This is a genomic window from Methanobacterium sp. SMA-27 (genome assembly GCF_000744455.1).
Lineage (GTDB): Archaea > Methanobacteriota > Methanobacteria > Methanobacteriales > Methanobacteriaceae > Methanobacterium_B.
Window position 1 is genome coordinate 438,439 of record NZ_JQLY01000001.1, and the last position, 22,947, is coordinate 461,385.

Annotated in this window: 32 protein-coding genes and 1 tRNA gene; 17 read left to right on the forward strand and 16 right to left on the reverse strand. The window is 30.5% G+C overall.

What is annotated here, in order from left to right:
* Positions 1 to 19: 19 nt before the first annotated feature.
* Positions 20 to 835 (forward strand): UbiA family prenyltransferase, encoded by an 816-nt coding sequence (locus tag DL91_RS02195; protein ID WP_048190062.1) that lies wholly within the window; start codon positions 20 to 22, stop codon positions 833 to 835.
* 123 nt (positions 836 to 958) lie between these two features.
* On the opposite strand, the gene DL91_RS02200 is transcribed toward DL91_RS02195, so the two are convergent.
* A complete protein-coding gene (locus tag DL91_RS02200) occupies positions 959 to 2,146 on the reverse strand; it encodes an NAD(P)/FAD-dependent oxidoreductase (RefSeq protein WP_048190063.1) in 1,188 nt (395 codons plus the stop codon).
* A gap of 15 nt (positions 2,147 to 2,161) precedes the next feature.
* Positions 2,162 to 2,329: a 4Fe-4S binding protein gene (locus DL91_RS13025; protein WP_081882567.1), complete on the reverse strand. Its 168-nt coding sequence runs from the start codon at positions 2,327 to 2,329 to the stop codon at positions 2,162 to 2,164.
* 430 nt (positions 2,330 to 2,759) lie between these two features.
* Here DL91_RS13025 and DL91_RS14060 point away from each other — a divergent pair, with 430 nt between their 5' ends.
* From DL91_RS14060 to DL91_RS02210, 3 genes are all read left to right on the forward strand, one after another.
* Positions 2,760 to 3,263, forward strand: coding sequence for an oligopeptide:H+ symporter (locus DL91_RS14060; RefSeq protein WP_369792046.1), 504 nt, complete (start codon positions 2,760 to 2,762; stop codon positions 3,261 to 3,263).
* The gene (locus DL91_RS14065; protein WP_369792047.1) at positions 3,260 to 4,165 is read left to right on the forward strand and encodes a peptide MFS transporter; all 906 of its coding nucleotides are present in this window, start codon (positions 3,260 to 3,262) and stop codon (positions 4,163 to 4,165) included. Before DL91_RS14060 ends, DL91_RS14065 begins: the two co-directional genes overlap by 4 nt.
* Before the next feature lie 289 nt (positions 4,166 to 4,454).
* The gene (locus DL91_RS02210; protein ID WP_048190064.1) at positions 4,455 to 4,802 is read left to right on the forward strand and encodes a carbonic anhydrase; all 348 of its coding nucleotides are present in this window, start codon (positions 4,455 to 4,457) and stop codon (positions 4,800 to 4,802) included.
* Positions 4,803 to 4,837: 35 nt separating this feature from the next.
* Here the strand turns inward: DL91_RS02210 and DL91_RS02215 are convergent, their stop codons facing one another.
* From DL91_RS02215 to DL91_RS02235, 5 genes are all read right to left on the reverse strand, one after another.
* Complete coding sequence (locus tag DL91_RS02215) at positions 4,838 to 5,011, reverse strand: TIGR04165 family Cys-rich peptide (protein ID WP_048190065.1); 174 nt, start codon at positions 5,009 to 5,011, stop codon at positions 4,838 to 4,840.
* A 119-nt stretch (positions 5,012 to 5,130) separates the two neighbouring features.
* Positions 5,131 to 6,258 carry a TIGR04083 family peptide-modifying radical SAM enzyme gene (locus DL91_RS02220; RefSeq protein ID WP_048190066.1) on the reverse strand — a complete coding sequence of 376 codons (1,128 nt, stop codon included), beginning with the start codon at positions 6,256 to 6,258 and terminating at the stop codon, positions 5,131 to 5,133.
* Positions 6,259 to 6,330: 72 nt separating this feature from the next.
* On the reverse strand, positions 6,331 to 6,690 hold the full coding sequence (locus DL91_RS02225) for a hypothetical protein (RefSeq protein WP_048190067.1): 360 nt from the start codon (positions 6,688 to 6,690) through the stop codon (positions 6,331 to 6,333).
* Positions 6,691 to 6,798: 108 nt separating this feature from the next.
* Positions 6,799 to 7,482, reverse strand: a complete 684-nt coding sequence (locus DL91_RS02230; protein WP_231551353.1) for an NAD(P)/FAD-dependent oxidoreductase — start codon at positions 7,480 to 7,482, stop codon at positions 6,799 to 6,801.
* Between the two features lie 574 nt (positions 7,483 to 8,056).
* Positions 8,057 to 8,371 carry a hypothetical protein gene (locus DL91_RS02235; protein WP_048190069.1) on the reverse strand — a complete coding sequence of 105 codons (315 nt, stop codon included), beginning with the start codon at positions 8,369 to 8,371 and terminating at the stop codon, positions 8,057 to 8,059.
* Positions 8,372 to 8,525: 154 nt separating this feature from the next.
* Here DL91_RS02235 and DL91_RS02240 point away from each other — a divergent pair.
* Positions 8,526 to 8,610, forward strand: a tRNA-Ser gene (locus tag DL91_RS02240).
* A 196-nt stretch (positions 8,611 to 8,806) separates the two neighbouring features.
* Positions 8,807 to 9,148, forward strand: a complete 342-nt coding sequence (locus tag DL91_RS02245) for a hypothetical protein (protein ID WP_052374030.1) — start codon at positions 8,807 to 8,809, stop codon at positions 9,146 to 9,148.
* 77 nt (positions 9,149 to 9,225) lie between these two features.
* Here DL91_RS02245 and DL91_RS02250 read toward each other — a convergent pair whose 3' ends face one another.
* The 5 genes from DL91_RS02250 to DL91_RS02270 all read right to left on the reverse strand — a co-directional run bounded on the left by DL91_RS02250 (position 9,226) and on the right by DL91_RS02270 (position 12,474).
* Positions 9,226 to 9,582, reverse strand: a complete 357-nt coding sequence (locus tag DL91_RS02250) for a hypothetical protein (RefSeq protein ID WP_048190070.1) — start codon at positions 9,580 to 9,582, stop codon at positions 9,226 to 9,228.
* An 11-nt stretch (positions 9,583 to 9,593) separates the two neighbouring features.
* Complete coding sequence (locus DL91_RS02255; RefSeq protein ID WP_048190071.1) at positions 9,594 to 9,875, reverse strand: winged helix-turn-helix domain-containing protein; 282 nt, start codon at positions 9,873 to 9,875, stop codon at positions 9,594 to 9,596.
* A 307-nt stretch (positions 9,876 to 10,182) separates the two neighbouring features.
* On the reverse strand, positions 10,183 to 10,524 hold the full coding sequence (locus DL91_RS02260; RefSeq protein WP_048190072.1) for a hypothetical protein: 342 nt from the start codon (positions 10,522 to 10,524) through the stop codon (positions 10,183 to 10,185).
* Positions 10,525 to 10,576: 52 nt separating this feature from the next.
* On the reverse strand, positions 10,577 to 10,855 hold the full coding sequence (locus DL91_RS02265) for a winged helix-turn-helix domain-containing protein (protein WP_048190073.1): 279 nt from the start codon (positions 10,853 to 10,855) through the stop codon (positions 10,577 to 10,579).
* Between the two features lie 314 nt (positions 10,856 to 11,169).
* On the reverse strand, positions 11,170 to 12,474 hold the full coding sequence (locus DL91_RS02270; RefSeq protein ID WP_048190074.1) for a serine dehydratase subunit alpha family protein: 1,305 nt from the start codon (positions 12,472 to 12,474) through the stop codon (positions 11,170 to 11,172).
* 214 nt (positions 12,475 to 12,688) lie between these two features.
* Between DL91_RS02270 and DL91_RS14070 the strand changes: the two genes are divergently transcribed.
* The 3 genes from DL91_RS14070 to DL91_RS02280 are packed head-to-tail and all read left to right on the forward strand — an operon-like array spanning position 12,689 to position 13,970.
* On the forward strand, positions 12,689 to 13,018 hold the full coding sequence (locus DL91_RS14070) for a nitroreductase family protein (protein ID WP_231551354.1): 330 nt from the start codon (positions 12,689 to 12,691) through the stop codon (positions 13,016 to 13,018).
* 7 nt (positions 13,019 to 13,025) lie between these two features.
* On the forward strand, positions 13,026 to 13,355 hold the full coding sequence (locus DL91_RS14075; RefSeq protein WP_231551355.1) for a nitroreductase family protein: 330 nt from the start codon (positions 13,026 to 13,028) through the stop codon (positions 13,353 to 13,355).
* A 39-nt stretch (positions 13,356 to 13,394) separates the two neighbouring features.
* A complete protein-coding gene (locus tag DL91_RS02280; protein WP_048190075.1) occupies positions 13,395 to 13,970 on the forward strand; it encodes a flavin reductase family protein in 576 nt (191 codons plus the stop codon).
* A 52-nt stretch (positions 13,971 to 14,022) separates the two neighbouring features.
* On the opposite strand, the gene DL91_RS02285 is transcribed toward DL91_RS02280, so the two are convergent.
* A complete protein-coding gene (locus DL91_RS02285) occupies positions 14,023 to 14,631 on the reverse strand; it encodes a hypothetical protein (RefSeq protein WP_048190076.1) in 609 nt (202 codons plus the stop codon).
* 213 nt (positions 14,632 to 14,844) lie between these two features.
* Here DL91_RS02285 and DL91_RS02290 point away from each other — a divergent pair, with 213 nt between their 5' ends.
* The 3 genes from DL91_RS02290 (at position 14,845) to DL91_RS02300 (ending at position 16,422) form a co-directional block, all read left to right on the forward strand.
* On the forward strand, positions 14,845 to 15,477 hold the full coding sequence (locus DL91_RS02290) for an exopolysaccharide biosynthesis protein (RefSeq protein WP_048190077.1): 633 nt from the start codon (positions 14,845 to 14,847) through the stop codon (positions 15,475 to 15,477).
* A gap of 138 nt (positions 15,478 to 15,615) precedes the next feature.
* Positions 15,616 to 15,894 carry a DNA-binding protein Alba gene (gene albA, locus DL91_RS02295; protein WP_048190078.1) on the forward strand — a complete coding sequence of 93 codons (279 nt, stop codon included), beginning with the start codon at positions 15,616 to 15,618 and terminating at the stop codon, positions 15,892 to 15,894.
* Between the two features lie 234 nt (positions 15,895 to 16,128).
* Complete coding sequence (locus DL91_RS02300) at positions 16,129 to 16,422, forward strand: DUF2769 domain-containing protein (RefSeq protein ID WP_048190079.1); 294 nt, start codon at positions 16,129 to 16,131, stop codon at positions 16,420 to 16,422.
* A 57-nt stretch (positions 16,423 to 16,479) separates the two neighbouring features.
* Here DL91_RS02300 and DL91_RS02305 read toward each other — a convergent pair whose 3' ends face one another.
* Positions 16,480 to 17,004, reverse strand: coding sequence for a CDP-alcohol phosphatidyltransferase family protein (locus DL91_RS02305; RefSeq protein WP_048190080.1), 525 nt, complete (start codon positions 17,002 to 17,004; stop codon positions 16,480 to 16,482).
* 129 nt (positions 17,005 to 17,133) lie between these two features.
* Here DL91_RS02305 and DL91_RS02310 point away from each other — a divergent pair, with 129 nt between their 5' ends.
* Positions 17,134 to 17,538, forward strand: coding sequence for a nuclear transport factor 2 family protein (locus DL91_RS02310; protein WP_048190081.1), 405 nt, complete (start codon positions 17,134 to 17,136; stop codon positions 17,536 to 17,538).
* 47 nt (positions 17,539 to 17,585) lie between these two features.
* On the opposite strand, the gene DL91_RS02315 is transcribed toward DL91_RS02310, so the two are convergent.
* Positions 17,586 to 17,906: a hypothetical protein gene (locus DL91_RS02315; RefSeq protein WP_048190082.1), complete on the reverse strand. Its 321-nt coding sequence runs from the start codon at positions 17,904 to 17,906 to the stop codon at positions 17,586 to 17,588.
* Between the two features lie 14 nt (positions 17,907 to 17,920).
* On the reverse strand, positions 17,921 to 18,427 hold the full coding sequence (locus DL91_RS02320) for an NUDIX domain-containing protein (protein WP_048190083.1): 507 nt from the start codon (positions 18,425 to 18,427) through the stop codon (positions 17,921 to 17,923).
* A 486-nt stretch (positions 18,428 to 18,913) separates the two neighbouring features.
* On the opposite strand from DL91_RS02320, the gene DL91_RS02325 reads away from it, so the two are divergent.
* The 4 genes from DL91_RS02325 (at position 18,914) to DL91_RS02340 (ending at position 22,504) form a co-directional block, all read left to right on the forward strand.
* On the forward strand, positions 18,914 to 19,606 hold the full coding sequence (locus tag DL91_RS02325) for a hypothetical protein (RefSeq protein ID WP_048190084.1): 693 nt from the start codon (positions 18,914 to 18,916) through the stop codon (positions 19,604 to 19,606).
* An 800-nt stretch (positions 19,607 to 20,406) separates the two neighbouring features.
* A complete protein-coding gene (locus DL91_RS02330) occupies positions 20,407 to 20,694 on the forward strand; it encodes a hypothetical protein (protein WP_048190085.1) in 288 nt (95 codons plus the stop codon).
* A gap of 209 nt (positions 20,695 to 20,903) precedes the next feature.
* Positions 20,904 to 21,641, forward strand: coding sequence for a BPL-N domain-containing protein (locus tag DL91_RS02335; protein WP_231551356.1), 738 nt, complete (start codon positions 20,904 to 20,906; stop codon positions 21,639 to 21,641).
* A gap of 167 nt (positions 21,642 to 21,808) precedes the next feature.
* Positions 21,809 to 22,504: a phosphoribosyltransferase gene (locus tag DL91_RS02340; protein ID WP_048190086.1), complete on the forward strand. Its 696-nt coding sequence runs from the start codon at positions 21,809 to 21,811 to the stop codon at positions 22,502 to 22,504.
* The last annotated feature ends 443 nt before the right edge of the window (positions 22,505 to 22,947 follow it).

The following is a 22,947-nucleotide window of genomic DNA, read 5'->3' on the forward strand; positions in this document are numbered from 1 at the left end:
GAATTATCAAAGGGGAAAAATGATAAAAACTTTAATAAAGTCCACAAGAATATCATGGGCTGCTAAAAACATTAATATGTATCTTTTGGTTCTTACCTATGCTTATTTTGCAGATATATTTATAAACAATCCATTTGAAATACTCGAAGGTCTTATACTAGTATCTGCACTTTGGGGAGCTTTATACAGTCTAAATGATCTCACTGACTTGGAATATGACAGAAAGGATAAAAAAAAGCAGAAAAGACCATTTATTCAGGAACATGTTGAAAAAAAATGGATAATACTATTCTGTACAATTATTATATCCTCTGTATTTGTTATTGCTGTGACAACTCTCAGATTTTCATTTACAATTATATTAGGGTTAATGCTACTGAATCAATTAATTTATACTGTTCCACCAATAAGACTTAAAGATACAATATTTGCTCCTTTTTCGAGTACTGCAACCAATTCTATACTCAGAATGGCTTCTTGTGCAGTGCTGTTAGGAAATATTTTCATTGTTCCATTGAGTGTTTACATTTTTATGTATACAGCAAGCATGGGCACTTATATTATGTACAAATCTAAACAAACTGCAGCAAGTGCCCTTACACTTATTTCAGGAATCATATTGGTTTATGCATTTTTAGTAGGAGATATGAATCTAATACAATTTGCTGTAGCAGTTTTACCCGCATTTTTGGCAACCATACCACTTTATCTTTCTCTTTTCACACAGAAGGATAAGATGTTTGATATAGCAGATATTCTCTATCATCAAATAGCAATGCTGTTTTTCTTGATCAGTATAATTTACATACTTTTCTTCCACAACATTCCATTATAAATAAATAGAATATAAAATAAATTTTTTTACTTGAAATTAAGGAAACTAAACTAATAATTAAAGCTTTTAATACTACAAAAACTTTTCAAAAAAATAAAATGTAAAAATAAAATAAGTAAGTATCTAGAAAAGTTTTCCTAATTTTAGAAGAGCCTTTGGAGATACTTTTATAAGTAATTTTACTAGTTCAGTGGTGCTTATATTCTCAAATTCTGTATCTTTAAATGCTTCTGCTATTGAATCAAGATCAGAATCTGAAAGGCTTAGCATATAATCCTTTGTTTTCAAGTATTTCTCAAAGGAGTCTCCAATTTCTTTTTTGCATTTATCCTGGTATTCCTTTAATCTTTTTTCAGAATAATCTCCTTCTTTAACAGCAGCTGCAGCTACTTCTCCTGCGTACATACCTGCTTCAAGTGCAGTAATGATTCCTCCACCTGTTAGTGGGTTAACATGTCCTGCAGCATCTCCTACTATAATTACATTATCTGAAACCAGTGTTTTCAGCATTCCGCCCACTGGATCTCCGCCAATGTTAAGTTCAACCGGTTGTGCATTCTTGGTTGCGGGACAATTAGCAACAAATTCTAGTAGATGTTCGTAGGCGCTTTTATTTGTTTCTGTTGATACAATTCCAAGACCAACATTTGCTATGTCATCGCCCTTTGGAAAGATCCAAGCGTATCCACCGGGTGCAACACTTCCAAAGTAGAATTCGATACAGTTAGGATCTTCCATTTCAAGACCAACCATTTCAAATTGAATTCCGGATTCCATATTTTTAGGTTTAACAGCAGTTTTTAGACCGCCCCATCTTCCAACCCGGGATTCTGGCCCGTCTGCACCTACAACTATCTTAGCCTTGATCTCAAAGTCCTCTCCCATACTCTCGCAGCTCACAACATAGCTATCAAAGTCCTTTCTCATACCCCTTGCAAGGGTTTTAATCATGATGGTTGCACCTGCTCTTGCAGCGTCCATTGCCATGAACTTGTCAAAGACTTTCCTCTCAAGTATGTAACCTGCCTCAGGAAGTTTCACTTGGTCTTCCCTCATCCAGACGTCAGTACCATTTGGAGAAACTAATCTTACTCCACTAAGTTCTTTAGTAACCCATCTACTACTTGGTTCAATTCCAAGTTTTTTAAGGCCATCTTTCGAAACACCTTCAGCACATCTTTTAGGTGCACCTATTTCAGATTTTTTATCCATCAGAATAACATCTGCCCCGTTTAAAGCAGCATGTTTTGCAGTGGATGATCCAGCAGGACCTGCTCCTATTACAAGCACATCTGTCTCTATTAACTTCATAACCACATCTCCCTTTTATTCCTCTTTGGCTAAAGCATTGACAGGACATACTTGAACACATATCCTGCAGTCTTTACATCCTTCTTCGTTGAAAATTAAACTTGTCTCGCGGACTTCGATTAAACAGCGAGGGCAAACACCTGCACATTCCCCGCAGTACATGCACCATTCATTAACTATCATATTTTACCAACCTACAAATTATTTTTAATTCAGATTAAGTTCTTTAAACTTTCTTACTATTTATAGATTCATAGCAGATAAATATAATACCATTTGATTAAATGAATGGTAGAATCATTTTTTATAATTAAATGACTAATTTTTTAATAAATTTTATAAATATTTAGTGATTTTCAAGTAAAATTGTTAAGATTCTCCAGATAAATCTCATCTAAAATAGTATTGAGAGTTTAAGACAATAATATTTGAAACAATATTTTCACTGTTAATTCAAAAATATTATTCCAAAATCGCTATTAAATTAATATGAAGTTATTGATTGATAATAAATAAGTTTATATATGTTAATTTTTCCATTATACTTTAATATAATATATTCTTAATGATTTTTAATTGGTTCTATAAATTATTATGATTAATGGAGTCTAATATGCTTAAACAACATCCTAAAGGATTATATCTACTTTTCACAACAGAAATGTGGGAACGTTTCAGTTACTATGGTATGAGAGCTATTTTATCGCTTTATATGATTAAAGCTATGTTTTTCAGTACTGCCTTTACATCAAGTATTTACGGTTATTACACCGGCATGGTATATTTAACACCACTAATTGGTGGCTATATTGCCGATAGATATTGGGGTAATAGAAAATCCATTATCTTCGGAGGTTTATTGATGGCATTGGGGCAGTTTTCACTTGCAACAAGCAGTTATTTATATTCTCCCCAATCTGTAGCTATAACGAATTCATTTTTTGTGTTCAATAATCAGACAGTATTTTTCTTGTTAGGGTTATTTTTGCTTGTATTGGGAAATGGATTTTTTAAACCCAACATATCATCGATGGTCGGATTTTTATATTCAGATAATGATGGACGAAGAGATTCAGCATTTACAATATTTTATATGGGCATAAATTTAGGGCATTGATTTCTCCAATTATCATTGGATTATTAGTAGGTGAAAATAACCCTGCTTATTACATGTATGGATTTTTAGCTGCTGGAATTGGAATGTTGCTAGGACTTGTTATCTTCATATTGGGTAAGAATAAGTATTTGGTAGATCCAGAGGGTGGTGCTGTGGGGGATGTTCCAAATCATCAGTATGACCCGGATAACTGTAATGATCAAACTTTAACTTGGGTAGAAAAGCAGAGAATAATGGTAATTGTTATACTGGCATTCTTTGGAATATTCTTCTGGGCTGCGTTTGAACAAGCAGGAGTATCTTTAACTTTCCTGGCCGAACAACATGTTGATAGGGTTATAACTGCAATTAACTTTACAATACCGGCTCCATGGTTCCAGTCTGTAAATCCCCTTGCAATCCTTTTATTTGCACCATTTTTTGCAGCACTATGGTTAAAATTAAAAGATAAGGGAAAAAAACCATCAATCCCTCTTAAAATGTCAGGTGGTTTATTAATGCTATCCGTAGGTTTCATGATCCTAGTTTTTGCTTCAAAAACACTGGATGATGGTGCCAGTATCAGTCCACTGTGGCTTATTGTCGCCTACGTACTTTTCACATTTGGTGAACTATGTATATCTCCAATTGGATTATCAATGGTATCTAAACTTTCACCTGCAAGATTCACATGTCTGCTAATGGGGATTTGGTTTTTGACAAACGCCTTTGCTAATATACTTGCTGGACAGTTAAGTGCACTCTATCCAGATCCTACACAACCAACACCATATATTCTTGGAATACCAATTAACAGCTTTACATCATTTTTCATGATATTTGTTGTGATGTCGATTATAGCGGCTTTGATATTATTCCTAATGAGGAAAAGATTAGAAACTATGATGCATGGAATAGAATAAAAATTACATTCTAAAAAACTCATAAATTTTTATTTTTATTAAGGAGAATCTCCTATTTTATTTTTATTTTTCAAATAATATTTTAACCAAGGGTCCATTAAATTAGATTGGATGAAATGGAGGAGGAACATTTAAATATTGATTTTTACTATTGGAATAAAAGGAAAATGTTCTATTTCTTATCAAGTTGTTCATAATAAGTTCCTGTTAAACTTGTAAATTAATGTTAAACAGGATAGACTCTGGAGGAAAAATATGAAAACACAATTTGTTACTTGCCTAAACCTGTATTGATGGAAGGGTTCAACTACCAGTTATCAAATGGATCATGGAGAATTATGGGGTGGAATATGTAGACATGATAACTGCTCCTGGAATAGACGGTCTAATGGCAGATAGGGGCAATAATATTAAGGATATTCTTGAAAAGATAAGTATTTCAAAAAAGGTTCATTCAACGAATCAAATATTCATTGTTGGGCATCATGACTGTTTAGCAAATCCTGTAACTAGTGATGTACATAAAAAACAGATAATTGAATCGGTTTATCGTATTAAAAAATTAAATTTAAATTGCAATGTGATAGGGCTATGGGTTGATAGTAGATCAAAGATTCAAATTGTTCATGAAATTTAAAAAAAGTATGAAATTTAGTTTTATTAAATGATAGATTATTCTTTCTCTTTTTCTTCATCTTCTCTACTTTTAAATACATATCCACATTCACTGCACAGAAGTGCTCCTGTTTTGGCATGTGCACGATGTTCGGATTCAATATCTCTTTTGAGAATTTTATCCTTGCAACCACATTTAGGACATTTTTCATCTAATTTACCCAGGTTCACAATCAATCCTCCAAGTATAATACTACATTGATTATTCTATGATGTTAACATTAAAAAAATGTTTTTAATATATTTAGTGAAATCAAAAAAATAAATATAACAATATCTTTAGGTAAAATTTAAGAACCTTTGAGCATTAAAGACATTATACTATTTTTATTTCTTTTAGAATTACCAACCATACCAGATCCAGAGAGCATTTCCACTGTTGCCCTGTCAGTAATCTCCTTAAAAATACGTTTATATGCTGTGCAATGAGGATCTACACCTTCCACTTGCGCATCTGTAATTGCCAATGCATTATATGGACATCCGCCCCTGCAAAACTTGACATAAGTACATTTTTTACATTCAACATCTACATATTCCTTGAATTTTTGTAGAAGTTTCCATGGTTGAGATTTGGCCAGATCATCTATGGTAGGATGGTCATAAACATTGCCCATTACATATTCTGGCATACCAACGAAACGATAGCATGGATATATACTACCATCTGGTCCTATGGCAAATGTGTCTCCCATACAATCAACGAAGGTACAAACAGTACCTTTGCGCCGGAAAACACTTTTAGCAAGGTTATCGATGTTCATGATTTCAATTTCATCCATATGTTCCAAGTATTGATCAAGTAGGTAAACCAAAAGTTCCCCATATTCTTCTGGTGAAAGAGCCCATTCCTCAGGATTTTCATCTCTCATGGAAGGCAGTGAAGGATGTAATTTAAGTGTTAATCCGTTATCAATGAAGTAATTTAGGATATCTTCTTTATAATTAATTGAATGTGAAGTAAATGTACATATAAAACTAACTTTCAGATTATGGGATTTTGCTATTTCATAACCTTTCATAGTCTTTTTATAGTATCCTTCACCCCTTTGGTAGTTGTTCAGTTCTTCTGGACCATCAATACTCGAACCTATTGGAATATTATATTCACTAAATAATTCTGCCATTTCAGGGGTAAGATTCCATAAATTGGTTTGAAGAGCAAGAGCAGGTTTTAAATGTTCTAAACCTTTTTTTATTAGTGGAAGAGCTTTTTTATAAAAATCAAAACCAGCAAGTAAAGGTTCACCACCATGAAAAGTGAATGTAACTGTGTCATCTCTGAAGTTTTTAAGCCATTTAACAACTTCTTCCACAGTTTCAATGCTCATCAGATCTGAATCTACCTCGGAACTCCAGCAATAACTGCAGTTAGAGGGACAACCAAGTGTAGGGACTAGCATAACATGAAAAACCATTAAAACACCATTTTTTAGTTATAAATCATTTAATCAAGGTTTATTTATGTGATATGTTAATTACTTCAAAAATTATTTCTTTTGTTTATCTTCTCTAGGATCATCAACTGTTTTATTATCATCCAAATTCTTTCTTTTCAAAAACCTTCCAAACAAACTATTATCTGATTTAGATTTAGGAATCAACTCTTTTAACTTGGATATTTCTTCCAGAGATTTGTTGTATTTGATCATAAGTTCCTTATGTTCATCAACCAGTTTTTCATACTTTAGATTTAACTGTTCATAGTCATTTAATGCATCTTTTGAAGACTCAAGTGTGCTGATTTTAGTTTTAAGTGTCTTCAACATTCCTTTTTGTTCTGAAAGTGTGGAAATTAGATTCTTGTTTGTGAACTTTAACTCAAGATTTTTGGTTTCTAATGTTTTCAAATCGCTTTCAAGTTTATTAATTATTTCATCCTTTTTTTGTTCTAAAATGGGATCAGCCCCAAATTTATTTAATATTATAAATGTTTTACTTGAACTTAAACATATAAGTTATGAAGAGTTATGGTTATTTAATATGTCATTCATGAAATTATCAAAGTTTATTTCTGCTATAAATGAACTTAAACGTTTTTCATTAGAGTTGGCTTTATAATAATCTATAATCCTGCCTATTAGATTTAAAGCATTTTCATCTGATAAATTTTTAGCCATTAAACTACCTATTCTAGGTTTTATTCCTGCATTCCCTCCGACTAATAGTTTCCATCCTTTTGGAGTTCCTATTAATCCAATATCTTTAATAGCAGGTTCAGCACATGAATTTACACAACCTGAAACTCCAATTTTTAATTTTTTAGGTGTTTTAAGTCCACAATAAATATCATCAATTTTCATGCCCATTTCAATGGTGTCTTGCACACCTTTTTTACAGTACAATGATCCGGGACATAATTTGGATGGTCTCACCCTAGCGCCAGTAAAACCTCCGGGTTTCATATCTAGATCATCCCATATGTTGTCAATATCTTCAGGTTTTATTCCAATCATTACTATTCTTTGACTTGAAGTCATTTTCAATGTTTTGACATGATATTTATCTGCTATATCTGCAATCTTTCTTAATTCATATGGATCTATTATACCTCCAGCTATGTAAGGAATGATTGCATAAGTTTTCATGTCTTTTTGAAGTGAAGCTCCCTTTTCAGGTATGTTTTCCGTCAATAAGATCACCTTTATAAATTTAGTAATTTCAGCTTATTTATAAAAGAACTGTTTAAAATATAATTAATAAACAATTTATAATGATAAAATATAAAATTAAAGTATTACAGGGGATATTATTTGGTTAAATGACCATCAAACCCCTGTAAATAGAGATATAGAAAGGTATTAACACTGTAATAACCGCCTCCTTTCAGACACTCTAGCATAACATTTCAGTGGATAACATAAAAATATTATGATCAAAAAGTAAACCAAAAACATTAAATAAGCACATTTTTTCCATTTAGATTAAATCTGCTCTTCTGGATTGTTTTTTAATACCCAAACTAATAATTAACAAAATTATTTTAAATAAAATTCATGACCTGCAAGGGAAAAAGATATTTCAATAAATATTAAAATTTTTTAAAAGTTTCTTGAAAATACTTACATTAAGTATATTTAAATCTGTTTAAAAGGATATATGGACTTATTATAATTACTATAGTTCATGCTATAGAATCATATTTAATTGAGGTATTATTATTTACTAATTAATAAAGATCTATATAAGCAATCAATTTTTGTAATTTAATTCATTTTAATGGGCCTTCCCATCTTTACAGAAATAACGGCCAGGTATACTACTTTTAAGGGATTTTTGGTTCCAAATTAAACATTCATTACATTTACAAACTTTTTTGGTATCTATATCTTTGCAAATAGCTTTACCAGTAGAACAGTATAGTCCTGGCACTCTATCTGGACCCATCATCATAGGACTATCTAAATCCTGATTTTTTATTAATAACATGATTTGTTGTTTATCTTTCACGCACTGACTTTCAATCTGGACAGCACACTGCATGCAAAGACATTTTTTAATGTTTTCCATGCTGAACTCTATATTTTCCATGTTATCCTCCTCTATTCAATATTAACAAGAATAATTATAGAGTATCAAACTATTGAATTTTTCTACAGAACCAACATTTTTTGTTGATAAAACCAATAATTATATTCCATTACAAATTTACTATAGAGATAATGAATTATACTAATTCATAATTGCCGGGATAGTCTAGCCAGGTAAGGCGCAGGATTCGAAATCCTGTTGAGCTATGCTCGTCCTGGGTTCAAATCCCAGTCCCGGCGTAGATTTTTTTATTGTAATTGTTTTTCATAGATAATATTAATTGTTGATTCATCGATATTATAGTCAAGTAAGATAAAAACATTGGATTTGTTTGATTCAGATATTATTAGTTGTTAAAATTTAAATCAAATTTAATTATAAAAACCCTATTATATTCTTTAAATATTATATTTGGAAAATGAAGGGGGTTTATTAATGGAATTAGAGTTTAAGAATGTGATTGCTGTATTTTTTATAATGGCAATATTAATTACAGTAAGCGGATGTACAAGTATATCGAACAATACAACCAACAACACAACTAATATCACTGAAAAGAATAACACAGATAACGTGAATACAACAACAGATATTAGTGCTGTTAAAGCCAAAGAACTCGCAACACAATATACAGGAATTGGTGTCACTTTAGGAACTCCTACATTAACAACATTTAAAGGTGTTAAGGTATGGAAAGTGCCTGTTTCAACCAGCGGATTGAATAAACCTGTTGACAATATATATATCAATGCAGTTACAGGTAAAAGAGTTCAATAATAGATTTTTTTTAATTTTTTTTGTTAACATATTTTTTATCAAGATAACATGTTTTTATTTTTATCTGAGGGCATGATTCATATCCATGTAATCTTTAAAAGTACTAAAAGAGCACCAAATTCAATAATACTCAAGCTTAATACAGGAAATCCCATTCCAGGACCATGAAACCCTTTTGCAGCAAGTAGAAAAATTAGGAACATGATGTTTTGGACTATTAATAATGTTGCAAATATGGCCAACCCTAGACTGAACTGGGATCTAAGTTTCCTGTAACTTCCAACATATGTGAATAAAAGTATTAGAAGCAATAAAATATTGGCAGCACAAACTAGGGCAGCAATAATAGCCAAATTAGGATCGTCTAGTGGGGGTCCCCTTTCTAATTTATTCCCATTAAAACCTTCTGTTCCAGGAACTAATTCATCACTCACATGATCACCTTCTAATTTTCACTAATTTCCTTCCATATCTGCTGGAAAAGTTCATAATTTTCTTCCATCGAGGATGAAAGAAAATACATGGTTCCATATTTTTCTCCAGATGCTGTTATTATGTTATTATCCTCTAAAACCTTGATGTGATGCCTAACTGTTTTATAATCTAGTTCTAATTTTTCAGCAAGCTGGTGGGCGTTATAAGGCCTTTGATTTAGTAGGTGTATTATCCTGGCCCTATTAACTCCTCCTTTTGTACCAGCAATAAGCCACCAAAGTATTTTCTTCATGGGCATCACCAAATAGGTTATGAAGTTATTATAGTATCATATTTTAGTTTTATAACTAGCAAAAATATACTTATCGATCCATTTTCATGTATTCGTATTATTATTGCCATATAGAATAACAACAAATTTTTTGTAAACTTTAGTTCAGATATGTGCTAATTGTCTGCAAAATAACAGAGTAGTTTTCCATATTTACACTTAAATCTATAATATTTCAATAAATTATTTTAACAAAATACGTTTTAAAGAAATGAAAAAGAAATAAATCTTGGTTGCATGATAAAAGAATAATAAGATGTTATATTTATTATTCCTTGGTTATTTTATATAATATTGATAGAGCAACCAATTGAATCAAATTGATGAAGAACAACGCAATATGTGGCCTTCCAAAATCAGAATGAGATATTTCAGATGGTATAACTGGAAGTATTAATGGAATGATAAGTGCCATAGTTACTAATATATTCTGGATAAGAAGGAAGGTTGCAAAATACAAAAGGCCTATTGTGAATTTAGATTTTACTTCTTTATATGTTTTCCAATAAGTATACAGCAATCCTACTAACAAACAAACGTTTGCAATTCCAATTGCCACTGCAAGATAAATTACTATTAATATTGTAGGCCCTATTACTTCGGTTACCATTTTTATATCCTCTTACAAATTCTTTTGTCCCAAATAACTTGATATATAATTTTTAAACCAATTCCTTCCAAATGTCTCTGAAAATATCATAATTTTCTTCCATTTTTGGTGAAAGGAAATACAATTCCCCATACTTATTTTTACCTGTAGAAGTTATCATATTGTTTTCGTCTAATATTTTCAAATGATGTCGCACTGTTTTATAGTTGAGTTCAAGTTTTTCCGCGAGCTGATGGGCGTTATAAGGTCTTTCTTTCAAAGCCATAATAATTCTAGCTCGATTAGGCCCTCCTGCTGTTCCAGCAAATACCCACCAAATCAGTTTTCTCATATTAAACATTCCCAACTTTTTGAATTCTTGAAACTTTATTAAGTTATAATTTAAAACTATAAATATAATATGTTAACTTTTATGGGCGGTGTTTTATGAGTATTGGAGTAATAGTTGCTTTGTTAGGTATAATAATAATGATCACATACATTACAATAAAATTCTGGCTACTTTACAAAAAATCAAAGCCTAAACTTTAATTTGGATTAACATACAGTCGTTATTCCAATTCTAAAAATTCCTTAAAAAATTAAATATTCGGATTAAAAAATAAACATCAATTTTCTATAAACTTAGAGGGTTCAAAGTATTGTTTAAGAGTTGGTGTTACTTTTTTGAAGCATTATATCCAGTATTATTTTGTCAGCATCTTTCATACCATCATTTCCTACTCTGCAAAAATTTTTTATAGTGTCGTCAGGATTTTTTTCAATTATACCATCTGTTGATTTTATTGAATTCCCTTCTAATGTAACAATGGTGGATTGTATGGCTGCTGTAGTGCAAGTTGCTACTTTAAGGGCACATCCTGCTTTTGCACCATCACAGATCATTCCTGTTATATTGCCCAATATGTTCTGTATTGATGATTTTATTTCCCCTTCACCACCACCCATCATGTAAGTGATTCCACAACATGCACCTGTAGCAGATATAGTTGCACCGCACAAAGAGGATAAACGTCCTAAAATTGATTTAATGTAGATAGTTATTAGGTTACTGAGTACTACTCCTCGTATTAATGTATCTTCATTAGAATCCAATTTCTCTGCAAATGCAACAACAGGAATTGTGGCAGAAATTCCTTGATTTCCACTTCCAGAATTACTCATAACCGGTAAAATACTACCAGCCATACGGGCATCAGATCCTGCTGCTGTTAATGCTGTTGCGTAATTTGCCGCATCATCTGCAATAAATCCATTTTCCATATTTGATTTGATACTCCTACCAACATGAAGACCATAAGGTTTATCCAAGCCTTCTAAACAAATTTCCATATTCAGTTTAATGCTTTCTCTAATTAAATCAAGTTTTTTTATGTCAACATTATTAACAAATTTCCATATTGAATCAACACTCAGAAAATCCAGATTTTCTTCGGTCATGTCATAATTGAATATTTGCTTATCAGTACTCTTTTGAATATCAACAATATTTTTCCCGTTAACTTCTAGCAAAACAACATTGTTATGTATATCTTCAATAATTACCCGGGAATTAAAGTCCTCAGTTTCAACAATTACTTCTACATATAACTTTTTAGGAGAATTGGCTAACTTAACAGTAACCAAGCCCATTTCGATCATTTTTTGGGCATTTTCAATGTCATGATCTTTGAGATTAGCAAGTACCTCTAGATTTTTGTCTAGATACTCAGCAAAAATACCCAATGCTGCTGCTAGATTTATACCACAACTATCTGTTCCAGGGATTCCAACAGACATAGCATTTTTAATAACATTACGAGATGCAATTACTTCAACTTTAATTATCTTATTTCCTTCTGCATATTTTTTAGCAAGAGCTGCTGCATATGCAATAGAATTAGGTTCTGTGCATCCTAATGCAACAACTAGCTCCCTTTCTAAAAGATCCAAGAATTTTTCATCGTACATTGTAATCCACTTCTATAATTAATTCATAAAAAAATGAGTTATATTCCAATTAATGTTTCATGTAAAATTTAAATTATATAAACATTTGGATATTATAAATTTATGAATATTTATTTTGTTAAGAAAAAACTAATTAAGAGAATTAACAAAACTAAAACATAATAAGATTATTTTACATTAAAATATCAAGTTAAAAAAAATTTGGAGCATTAATATGGACATTAATATCGATAAACAAACTAATGAATTATTGGATGAAGTTATAAAATCAAGACGTTCAGTTAGATCTTTTAAGAAACAATCACCTCCAAAGGAGAATATTGAAGATATTTTAAATGCAGGAATGTTGGCCCCATTTGCTGCACAAGCTGTTGGAGAAATGAAAGATTTCAGACGCTTTTTTGTATTTGAAAATGACACCCCCAGTATCGAAATCGCAGAAAAACTCATGAAAAATAAAGCGGTGGAAGGGTTAAATCATTTTAAGAATATACTTAAAGAAAAACCTTTTTTAAAACCAAGAGTCCAACCATTCATTGGATAAACTTCAGATGACTGTAGATAATGGTGTTCTTGGTGTGGGAACAGCACCGTATTTTATAGTTGTTGCTGAAGTAAGAGGAATTCCGCCTGTTGAACAGGAATCTATTGCACATTGTCTTGAAAATATGTGGCTTAAAGCAACAGCCTTAAAACTTGGATTTCATCTAGTATCTTTAACATCACAAATGGCGGAGGATAAAGAGTTTCTCACACTTCTTAACATACCTGCAGGTAAGTACAGTATTAATGGATGTGCTGTGGGTTATCCTGCAATTGGAACACCATCTGTAAATCGTCCAGAAGTCAAAGATGTTACAATTTGGATGGGTGATAGATGAAAATAAATTTGTTTAAAAAAAATTAAGGAGGAACTAGCTATGAAAAAATCCTTAGGAGCAAAAACAATTGTATATCCAACCCCTGTTTTTATAGTGGGAACATATGATATGAATGAAAAACCAGATGTAATGGCAGCTGCATGGGGAGGTATTTCATGTTCACAACCTCCATGTGTTTCAATTTCACTTCAAAAACAGAGATACACCCTTAAAAACATTGTTGAGAGAGAGGCATTTACAATAAGTATTCCATCCGAAGAATATGTAACTGAATCAGATTATTTTGGAATCGTTTCAGGTAAGGATGAAGATAAATTCTTAGAAAGTGGACTTACACATGTGAAATCTAAAATTGTGGATGCACCATATGTCAAAGAATTTCCGCTTATACTCGAGTGTAAGTTGGTTCACACAGTTGATTTGGGCATGCATACTCAGTTTACAGGTGAAATAATGGATGTTAAGGTTGACGAAAAAGCAACTAACACAAATGGGCTTCCAGATATCACAAAAATTAAGCCATTCACATTTGATCCTGCGGGTATGGCTTACTATGGTATAGGAAATAATCTTGGTCCTGCATTCAATATTGGAAAAAAGATAAAAAAACAATAAAAAAACAAATACCAAATTTAACTGAAGTTAAATTTCTGATTTACATTTTTTTTTAAAATGATTCTAACTTTTTATCTGCTAGAATAGATTCATTATAAGCCAATATGCGAATACTTTCGGCTTGTTTAAAATCAGAGTTTTCATTTAAATTTAATAGCCTTAAAAATTTAATTTCCGCGTTTTCTATACATTTTTTAGCTTTTTCAATATTTTGTTTACTTGATCCACTGTAACCGGAATCAATATTTAACAGTTTATATTTTATTTTGCTTGTTATTATGATGCCTTCTATGGCAGAGGGTAATAATTTAACAGCATGCCATTTTTTGTACTGTTTTACATTCAGAAATTCAGAGTTTGTATCAGATTTTTTTATATCTTTTTTTAATTTCTCGAGCCATCTTAAAGAAGCGGAAATCTTCAAATTGATCAATCTAACATGGTCATTATTATTCAATCCATATTCTGATCTTTTTTTAGCAAGTTTTATTCGAGCTATGGTTTTGTTGGCACTTGCAATGTAATAATTCTTGTTTTTTTCTAATATTTCGATTGAAGAAATATTATCCTTACCCTCTAAGTATTTCTCTATTTGATTGAAATTAATTCCTTTCATAGTTCTATAAGACATTCCACCAGCAATGTTCTCATTTTCTTGCATATGAAACCCCATTTATATTAATAACAAATCGACAATTTCTATATTAGTATGTATGTTGCAACTTTTTATTAAAAATTTTCAAAGGATTATAAAAAAACTTAATTTCAATAGTTATATTTAAAGTTTCAATAACATTTATTAAAACTATGAATCCTCAGAAATCTCGTATTTATTGAACAAGAAATTAATTTATTAATTAAATAGGTTTATCATATGACAGAATACCGGACCGATAGAGCTTCAGCCACTGTTTCTAGATTATCTTCTGAAATACCAAATGAAGGTATTACGTTTAAAGATTTTTTGGAATTAATAGGGGAACAAGGAGGATTATTATCATGTATAATACTTGTTGCTCCATTTTTATTTCCAGTTTCATTTCCTGGAAGTAGTATACCCTTTGGATTGGCAATTTTATTGATCAATGTAGGGATAATTTCTAAAAGACATCCATTAATTCCTAGAAGAATTATGGATTACAAAATATCTCAAAATAATATGTTAAAGATATTAAATGGGATGAGTAGTATTTTATCAAGGTTAGATAAGATTACAAAGCAGCGTTTAACTTTGATGATAGATGGACCTTTGATGGGCCACTTAAATAGTTCAATAATGATACTATGTTCATTTTTATTAATGCTTCCATTACCTGTGCCACTAACAGATTTTATACCCGCATATAGCATTCTTTTTTTGGCTCTTGGTTCAATTGAACGTGATGGATATCTTATTTTTGCGGGATATTCCATGGCAACCATTACTGTGATATACTTCTTTTTAATAGCATTTCTAGGGTTAAGTGGGATAAAGGCTATTTTAGCCTTTTTAGGGATCCCTCTGTGAGATATTTTGTATGGAGTAATCATCATTTAATCTTTTTTTAGTCAATTCGATTGATAGATCAAAACTCAAATGGATAATTGGATATAATACTTTATCAAAAATAATATTTAAGTAATGGATTTCTTGGAGGTTAAAGTGATGTCAGAGGAAAATGTCGTATACATTGGAAACAAACCAGTAATGAACTATGTATTAGCTGTAGTAACTCAGATGAATAGTGGAGTTCCCGAAGTTATGTTGAAGGCAAGAGGAAGAGCAATAAGCAGGGCAGTGGATGTAGCAGAAATCGTAAGGAATAGATTTATGACAGATTTAGAAGTAGGTTCCATAGATATCTGCACAGAAGAAATGACTAGTAGAGAAGGATCAAATAGTAATGTTTCAGCCATAGAAATACAGCTTTGCAAGACAAATTAGATAGAATCCATTTAATCCACTTTTTATTTTTTTTATTTTTTTCAATAATCCATAACTTACTTAATTACTATTATTTTAGAGTTCTTTCCTCTTTATCAGTTCAATGGAACAAAAACTGTTTAATACATTGAATCCTTTATTTTGATTTCACAGTTTTTAATGATGAATTTTTAATTTTCAAAAAATTAATAAAATAATGAGTATATAATTATCTGTATAAAAAAAAGTGAAAGTATGGATAAATTTGAACAAAAGATTCAAGAAATAATGAAAATGTCAGATAGGGACAGGAATAATGCTATAGAGCATTATAAAGGTTCATGTATCTGTCATACTTGTGCAACATATGATCAATGTGCTGCATATGCCAATGAAAAACTTTTTTGTGTAACTGGAAAAAGTGTGGAATGTATTACTAAACCTAAAGGATGTGAGTGTCCTACATGTTCATTAGCACTATCGCTTGATGTCGGTTTATTAAATAACACGTTCTGTCTTAGGGGTAGTGAAATGGATCAAAGATTATAAAAATTTTTTATTCTTAATATTTAAAGAATTCAATGTTTCATTCTCTATCTGTTCTTTTTATTCGAATTTATCATCTTTATTCTTTAACATAAACAAAAAACGACTTGTAATGGATATAACTGTATATATAACAATTAATATTGTTAATAAGAAGTATAAAATGGGATTTATTACTATTAAGCTGATGAATATAACTATGAAAAGGAAAGAACCATAATATTTGCCTATGGGGTCATAAACAGGAATTCGGAATTTGGATGTGATTATAAACTGTAGAAACATGAAAACTATGATTATAATTAGCCAGAAGGGATACAAACCAGTGATTACAAGCCCGGAAAAAGCAGATAGAATCAAAATAAAATCGGCTACAACATCAAAATATGCTCCCTTAGAAGTTGATATGTCCAATTTTCTGGAAACATAACCATCGATGGCATCAGTTGCAACTGCCAAAACAAATATGCATATGGAATACAATATAAAATTATTTATTACGGTGAAAAATAGTATAGGAGCCAAAATAATCCTGATAGAAGTGATCCCCGAAGGAATTAAAATATGGATGGATTTTTTTGGCATGTTCACTCCTTTGTTAATATAAACTATTTTTGTTCACCAAATATTAGTATATATGAATTAATCATAAATTGGAATATTATTTCATTATTTTTATAGATATCCTTTAAATAAATCATTGGAGGTAAACTAATGTCAATTACAATACCACAAATTGAGAATCTATTCAATTACCTGCATATGGGTGATAATAACAAATTTTTTGAAAATGTTGCAGATGATGTTACATGGACTGTCATGGGTACACATCCGCTGGCAGGTGTCTATAAAAGTAAGGAAGATTTCATATTGAATACTTTTGTACGATTGAATAAACTTTTAATGGAAGGAGTGGTTTTAAAGGTAAATAACATTATAATTAAGGATGACACAGCTGTGGTTGAAATGGAATCGCTTTCAACTGCTTTAAATAACAAGCCATTTAATAATACTTATTGTTGGATTTGCAAGTTTGAAAACGATATTATTGTAGAAGTACGTGCTTATGTTGATTCTGCCTTGGTTCAAAATCTTATTAGCGAAAATGAAACAAAATAAATATTTATTCTTTGTGAAAAAATCAGTTCAATTAACAATTATTTATTTTAATCTTTAGTTTTATTAGATTCAGTAACCTTATTGGAATTTTCTTTAATTTTATTCATTTCAGCTCTACAGTAATTTAATTCTATTTGATATTTTTTGACCTCTCTTTTCAAGAGTAAATTTTTTGTCCAAAAATATATTGAAAGCGCTATAAAAATAATTACTAAGATAGATAAGAATCCTATGATTATTGTAGCTGCCATTGCCTGCCAGAACAAAGCAAAACCATAAATAAGATAAAATACTGCTACAATCAATCCTATTATTACGGCGAGCACAACAATTATCTTCAAATTCCTTATTAATTCATTACTTTCCATATAATCACCGACGATTATTTTTTGCCAGACATCTTGTCTACAGTACTTTTAATTGATTTTATCCAAGGAGTTATGGTATTTTCAGAATTTTCCTTGTCTTCAATATTATTGGGGTTTCCAATTATATTCCTTTGATTAACATAATCTTCAAGCCAATCAGCAAGTTCATAATCAGAAAGTGTCTCCATCAAAACCCAAGCATAACCTTCGTGTTCACGGCTTAAGGTAAGTTTTCCTTCAATTATCTTTCCAGACATAATTATATGCACTGCACGTATAATATGCAAATTCTGTTCAGAAGCACCTACCACATGTTCCAATTCAATTTTTAAGTTAGTTTCCTCATAAACTTCTCTTATCAATGCGTGGTCGAATGATTCTTCCTGATTAACCTTCCCACCTGGAAGTTCCCACTTTCCGGGATTGGTTTTAGAATCTGATGATCTTTTTAGTATTAGAATTTTGCCATTTTGATCTGTGAGAAGCACTCTCACAGCAAGCCCATAAACGTGGTTTATCATGATATCTTTACCTGAATTTATTATTAATTATTTACCTTGTTTTATTTATAAGGATCATTTTAGATGAAATTATATACAATAACAACCTTTATGGTTGAATAAATTTACTTGAAACCATAATTTTGTATTTAAACATAGATAATGTCCATATTAAATGTTATTTACTACTATTTCATGGTATTCATGAAAATTTAGGATATTAAAAATCTTTGAAACTATGAGCGAGAGAGAATTACTTTCAGAATATATGTTTTACTTGATTCATGACATTGATCTAACTAGTATAATTCAAAATTCTTTAATGCGGTCATGAATAAGTCTAAAATGATGTAGTATGTTTTTGTATTCTTCTAATTGCAGTAGACTTTTAATTTATGCATTGTATTTATATGGAATAATGAACAATCTATCATGTCAAAATCATTAAACAATAAAAAAAAGCATTAATACAAATATAATTTGATAATTATTAGTTTAGGTGAAAATATGAGATGGATATTGGTCATAATTGCTATTATAGCATTATTAGTAGGTTACTCCTACATTACTACAGCAAACGGCCCTATAGCGCCATTAGGAAGGGATGGGTTTGTAAAATTTTTAAATCCTGATATGTATCCGGGACATCCTCATTCAAAACTTCTAGCCAAATATGCAGATGAAAGGGGATCTAAAACTGCTTTGGTTGTTCATTTTGGTGGAAGTTCTAACTATCGTAGCTATCAGGAAGGAGATGTCTATATAATAGAGATGGCCTTTATCGATACTCAAGGAACAGGTGCTGCTGGTCAGACAGACTACCTAGATTCTCTTAAAGTTGCAATATTTGGTATACCTGACGGTAGATACAAGTTTAAATCCGATGGAATGATATTTAATACCTATGATGACGCAATGAACCATATAAACACACTTGCAAAAGCTCATGGACAAACAGGGCCAATACCCATGGTATGGCATGGAACTGCAAGAAGTGGAAATCCAATACTGGTGCAAGGATGTGGATTCCCGCTTTACTTCGACATATTGGAGAAGACCTATGGAATTATACCTGCCTATTTTTATACGATAACTGGTATGTTTTTCCCATATTTCAACAATCCAACTGCATTTTATGAAATACAACATGCTACAGAACTACAAAACCTCTATACACAAGGAGATTTGAACTACGATTGAATAAACAATGAGAAATTAATTAAAAAAAACAATTTAATTAATTTTTTTTATTCATTTTTAAATTAACTGAATATAATATACTAGGATTAAATCATGTAAAATATTATTTTAAAATTATAACCTTCATTTTTTTTGATTTTATATAATATTTTTAATGATTATAAAAGATTTAATGATTATTTATCTCTTAAATCTATCATACCCATTAAATATTTATTCTTGATTTTCATTTAGTTGGAGTAAATGAATTCGTAATTTTCTTTTTACAGTTCAATTTAATCATAAACACTGTGTACCATTTAATAACTCCATTAACACGGTTTTATTTCAAATATATATTTTATAGAAATATCTTGTACAATGTGTTAAAAATGGATTTTGATAAATTTAAATAGTAAATATTGTTTTATAGGGAATAATTTGCTTTAAACCAAATTAATTATTAAAATTAGGGAATTTAGGGTATCATTTGGGTGTAATTTGGGAAAAGGGTTATATTCAATTCAAATCAACTTTTTATATATAAAAGCGAATTTAAATAAGATTTCTTAACCAAAAAAAACCTTAAAGGAGAATTTCATGTTGCATAAAACATTTATAAAACAAAAATTACCAATAACTGCCTTCTTTAAATATTTAGTTTCTAGCAATGTATGATATCAAATTTTAACAGGTTAAAAACAAATTAAAATTTAAATATTAGCAGAATATCTTGTAATTTAAATAAAAAGATCAATTATTTGCAATTTATCAATTTAATCTATTTTAAATATGGCATTCAAATTAGGAAGGTAATTATTTTGGATTTAAAACTTATGGCTATGAAGATTTTTAAAATGCGTTCTCAGTATCATTTCTGGTTTAAAAGAGTTTTTTTTCATGATAAAAAAGCGATATTTATACACGAAGAAAAGCAACTAAATCAACGTTTTAATCAATATTACAAATTTCTTAAAGCTTTGAGATGTTATGAGATAATTACAGTGAAGGAAGCCCGTAAATCTGGGAAGGATATTAAAGAACAACAATTGGAGGAAAAAAAAGAGTTGGTAAAAAATATTTGGCCTGAAAAATCCAAAAAAATATAAAAAAATCAGAATAGATCAATTTAATTTATAACAATACGAAAAATAAAAAGTGAAAAACGACAAATAATATATTAAACTACTCAAAAATAATGATCAGATCATTGATCTATTTATGAACACTTGAAATCGTTTTCACGGGCATTTTATCAAATATAGGTTCTGGTGGGGGGTCTATAATTTTAGATAGATATAAAATTGTGATTATATTAGTGTATTCTATAACATTAATTGCAATGTTAAATTCAAATATAGCTAATATTTTGTATTCTAATAACAATTCAAATACTAGCTTAGTTACAACCAATGTTCTAATCTATGATGGTGACGGAGTCATGGAAAGTAGTGTAGAAGATATTGAAGAGTGTCTTAATACAAGTAATTATGAGAATCTAACTCCTAACAACAAATTTGAATATTCAACTACTAGTGAGATCAATTCTAATACATTGTCAGGCTATGATGTGTTAATAATGCCGGGTGGTAATTCTCTTACCTATCTTGAAAATGATGATATTGATGGCAATTCAATAAAATTGTTTGTCCAAGGAGGTAAGGGCTACTTGGGAATCTGTGCAGGGGCATATGCTGCATCCAATTATGTGGATGGATATTATCAGGGATGGGGTATTACACCCGATGTAAACACAAAAAATGAAAATTATGAGGGTTCATTACAGATATCAACAACATCAGCTGGATCTAAGCTTATGAACGGATCTATAACAAACATCCATATGCAGAATGGTCCTGCAATGTATACGAACAATACTCAAGTCATAATGGCTACTTTTGCAGATAATAATACGGGTTACCAAAATTATGCAGCTATTGTAGCCGATACATTTGGATCTGGAAGGGTTATACTAAGTGGCCCACATCCTGAAACAGATTCTCAAAACCCTAAACTTCTAACAAATATGTTACAATGGATTTCTAAAAGAATATAAATTAAGAGTTATATCCTTAGATTAAAGGACGGATTATAGGAGAGTAACAGCATTTATTGTTGTTGTTTCTGATGATCCATTATCAAACATTCATTTTATCTTAATTTTAAATACTTTTTAAAAAAAAATTAAATATCAAAATGAACAAAGATTATAGTGTGATTAAAATGGATGAATTAAATAATGTCGTTGAAATTCCGGAATTCAGAGATGTTACGGGAATATTCAAGGATAGAAAACACGCTGGAAATGTTCTCGCGGATATGATGATCGATTACAAGGACACAGAATCGATTATATTTGGAATTCCGGCTGGCGGGGTGCCTGTTGCCGCGCCAATAGCATCAAAATTGAATCTTAATTTAGATGTAGCTGTAGTAAGTAAAATTACACTACCATGGAATACAGAGGCAGGTTATGGGGCAGTTGCATTTGATGGTACAGTGGAATTAAATCATGATATACTATCACAGATAGGACTCAATAAAGATCAAATCAATGCAGGAATTGTAAAAACATCTCATAAGATTGAGAGACGTATTAAAACATTCAGAGGTCTAAAACACTTTCCTGAGACTGAAAATCATACAGTAATACTAGTTGATGATGGAATTGCTTCAGGTTTCACAATGCTCGTGGCTGTAGAGGCTCTCAAAAAAACAGGTGCAAATAAAATAATAATTGCTGTACCTACCGCACATTTAAAATCATTAAAAAAGGTTTCAGAAATGGTTGATTTAGTTTACTGTCCCAATATTCGTGGAGGGTGGGGTTTTGCTGTAGCAGAAGCTTACCAAAACTGGTATGATGTAAGTGAAGATGAGGTAATAGAAATTTTAAAGAGCCAAATCAATCATTTATAAAAATAGTTCGGATCAAATAAAGGTTGGTAATAACCGAACATTTATACGGGATAAAATACATATGATAAATTTGATGTTTAGGAGTATATTTGATCGTATTACTTCAATTAACATCAAAATTGTTAAATACCAAATAAATTTAGTTTAAATTAAATATACGAGAGTGAAAAAAAATGCTTGCAAAATTCGATTTACAACATTTCTGTTGCGGTCCTAAAGGGTGCGAACTAGAAATTGTTTACGGTGAAATGATAGATGCTGAAGAATAAGTTTACTTATTCTCCTTTTTATTTTTTTTTAGAGTTTTTTTATACATTAAATCAAATAACAATACCAATGAAATATTTATTATGAGCTAATTTAAGAATTGGATGCTTTTAAAGTTATATCTACATTGGGAAATATTATTTTTTTGGACACTGAATTATTGTTTTGTAAAAATA

Bases quoted from the DNA above. Each gene is read 5' to 3' on its own strand.
- DL91_RS02300 (WP_048190079.1), top strand. From the start codon at position 16,129: ATGGATAAATTTGAACAAAAGATTCAAGAAATAATGAAAATGTCAGAT.
- DL91_RS02195 (WP_048190062.1), top strand. From the start codon at position 20: ATGATAAAAACTTTAATAAAGTCCACAAGAATATCATGGGCTGCTAAA.
- DL91_RS02325 (WP_048190084.1), top strand. From the start codon at position 18,914: ATGAGATGGATATTGGTCATAATTGCTATTATAGCATTATTAGTAGGT.
- DL91_RS02260 (WP_048190072.1), bottom strand. From the start codon at position 10,524: ATGGTAACCGAAGTAATAGGGCCTACAATATTAATAGTAATTTATCTT.
- DL91_RS02220 (WP_048190066.1), bottom strand. From the start codon at position 6,258: ATGGTTTTTCATGTTATGCTAGTCCCTACACTTGGTTGTCCCTCTAAC.
- DL91_RS13025 (WP_081882567.1), bottom strand. From the start codon at position 2,329: ATGATAGTTAATGAATGGTGCATGTACTGCGGGGAATGTGCAGGTGTT.
- DL91_RS02235 (WP_048190069.1), bottom strand. From the start codon at position 8,371: ATGGAAAATATAGAGTTCAGCATGGAAAACATTAAAAAATGTCTTTGC.
- DL91_RS14075 (WP_231551355.1), top strand. From the start codon at position 13,026: ATGACTGTAGATAATGGTGTTCTTGGTGTGGGAACAGCACCGTATTTT.
- DL91_RS02265 (WP_048190073.1), bottom strand. From the start codon at position 10,855: ATGAGAAAACTGATTTGGTGGGTATTTGCTGGAACAGCAGGAGGGCCT.
- DL91_RS14060 (WP_369792046.1), top strand. From the start codon at position 2,760: ATGCTTAAACAACATCCTAAAGGATTATATCTACTTTTCACAACAGAA.
- DL91_RS02245 (WP_052374030.1), top strand. From the start codon at position 8,807: ATGGAATTAGAGTTTAAGAATGTGATTGCTGTATTTTTTATAATGGCA.
- DL91_RS02290 (WP_048190077.1), top strand. From the start codon at position 14,845: ATGACAGAATACCGGACCGATAGAGCTTCAGCCACTGTTTCTAGATTA.
- DL91_RS14070 (WP_231551354.1), top strand. From the start codon at position 12,689: ATGGACATTAATATCGATAAACAAACTAATGAATTATTGGATGAAGTT.
- DL91_RS02255 (WP_048190071.1), bottom strand. From the start codon at position 9,875: ATGAAGAAAATACTTTGGTGGCTTATTGCTGGTACAAAAGGAGGAGTT.
- DL91_RS02320 (WP_048190083.1), bottom strand. From the start codon at position 18,427: ATGATAAACCACGTTTATGGGCTTGCTGTGAGAGTGCTTCTCACAGAT.
- DL91_RS02285 (WP_048190076.1), bottom strand. From the start codon at position 14,631: ATGCAAGAAAATGAGAACATTGCTGGTGGAATGTCTTATAGAACTATG.
- DL91_RS02315 (WP_048190082.1), bottom strand. From the start codon at position 17,906: ATGGAAAGTAATGAATTAATAAGGAATTTGAAGATAATTGTTGTGCTC.
- DL91_RS02305 (WP_048190080.1), bottom strand. From the start codon at position 17,004: ATGCCAAAAAAATCCATCCATATTTTAATTCCTTCGGGGATCACTTCT.
- DL91_RS02310 (WP_048190081.1), top strand. From the start codon at position 17,134: ATGTCAATTACAATACCACAAATTGAGAATCTATTCAATTACCTGCAT.
- DL91_RS02270 (WP_048190074.1), bottom strand. From the start codon at position 12,474: ATGTACGATGAAAAATTCTTGGATCTTTTAGAAAGGGAGCTAGTTGTT.
- DL91_RS02340 (WP_048190086.1), top strand. From the start codon at position 21,809: ATGGATGAATTAAATAATGTCGTTGAAATTCCGGAATTCAGAGATGTT.
- DL91_RS02280 (WP_048190075.1), top strand. From the start codon at position 13,395: ATGAAAAAATCCTTAGGAGCAAAAACAATTGTATATCCAACCCCTGTT.
- albA (WP_048190078.1), top strand. From the start codon at position 15,616: ATGTCAGAGGAAAATGTCGTATACATTGGAAACAAACCAGTAATGAAC.
- DL91_RS02200 (WP_048190063.1), bottom strand. From the start codon at position 2,146: ATGAAGTTAATAGAGACAGATGTGCTTGTAATAGGAGCAGGTCCTGCT.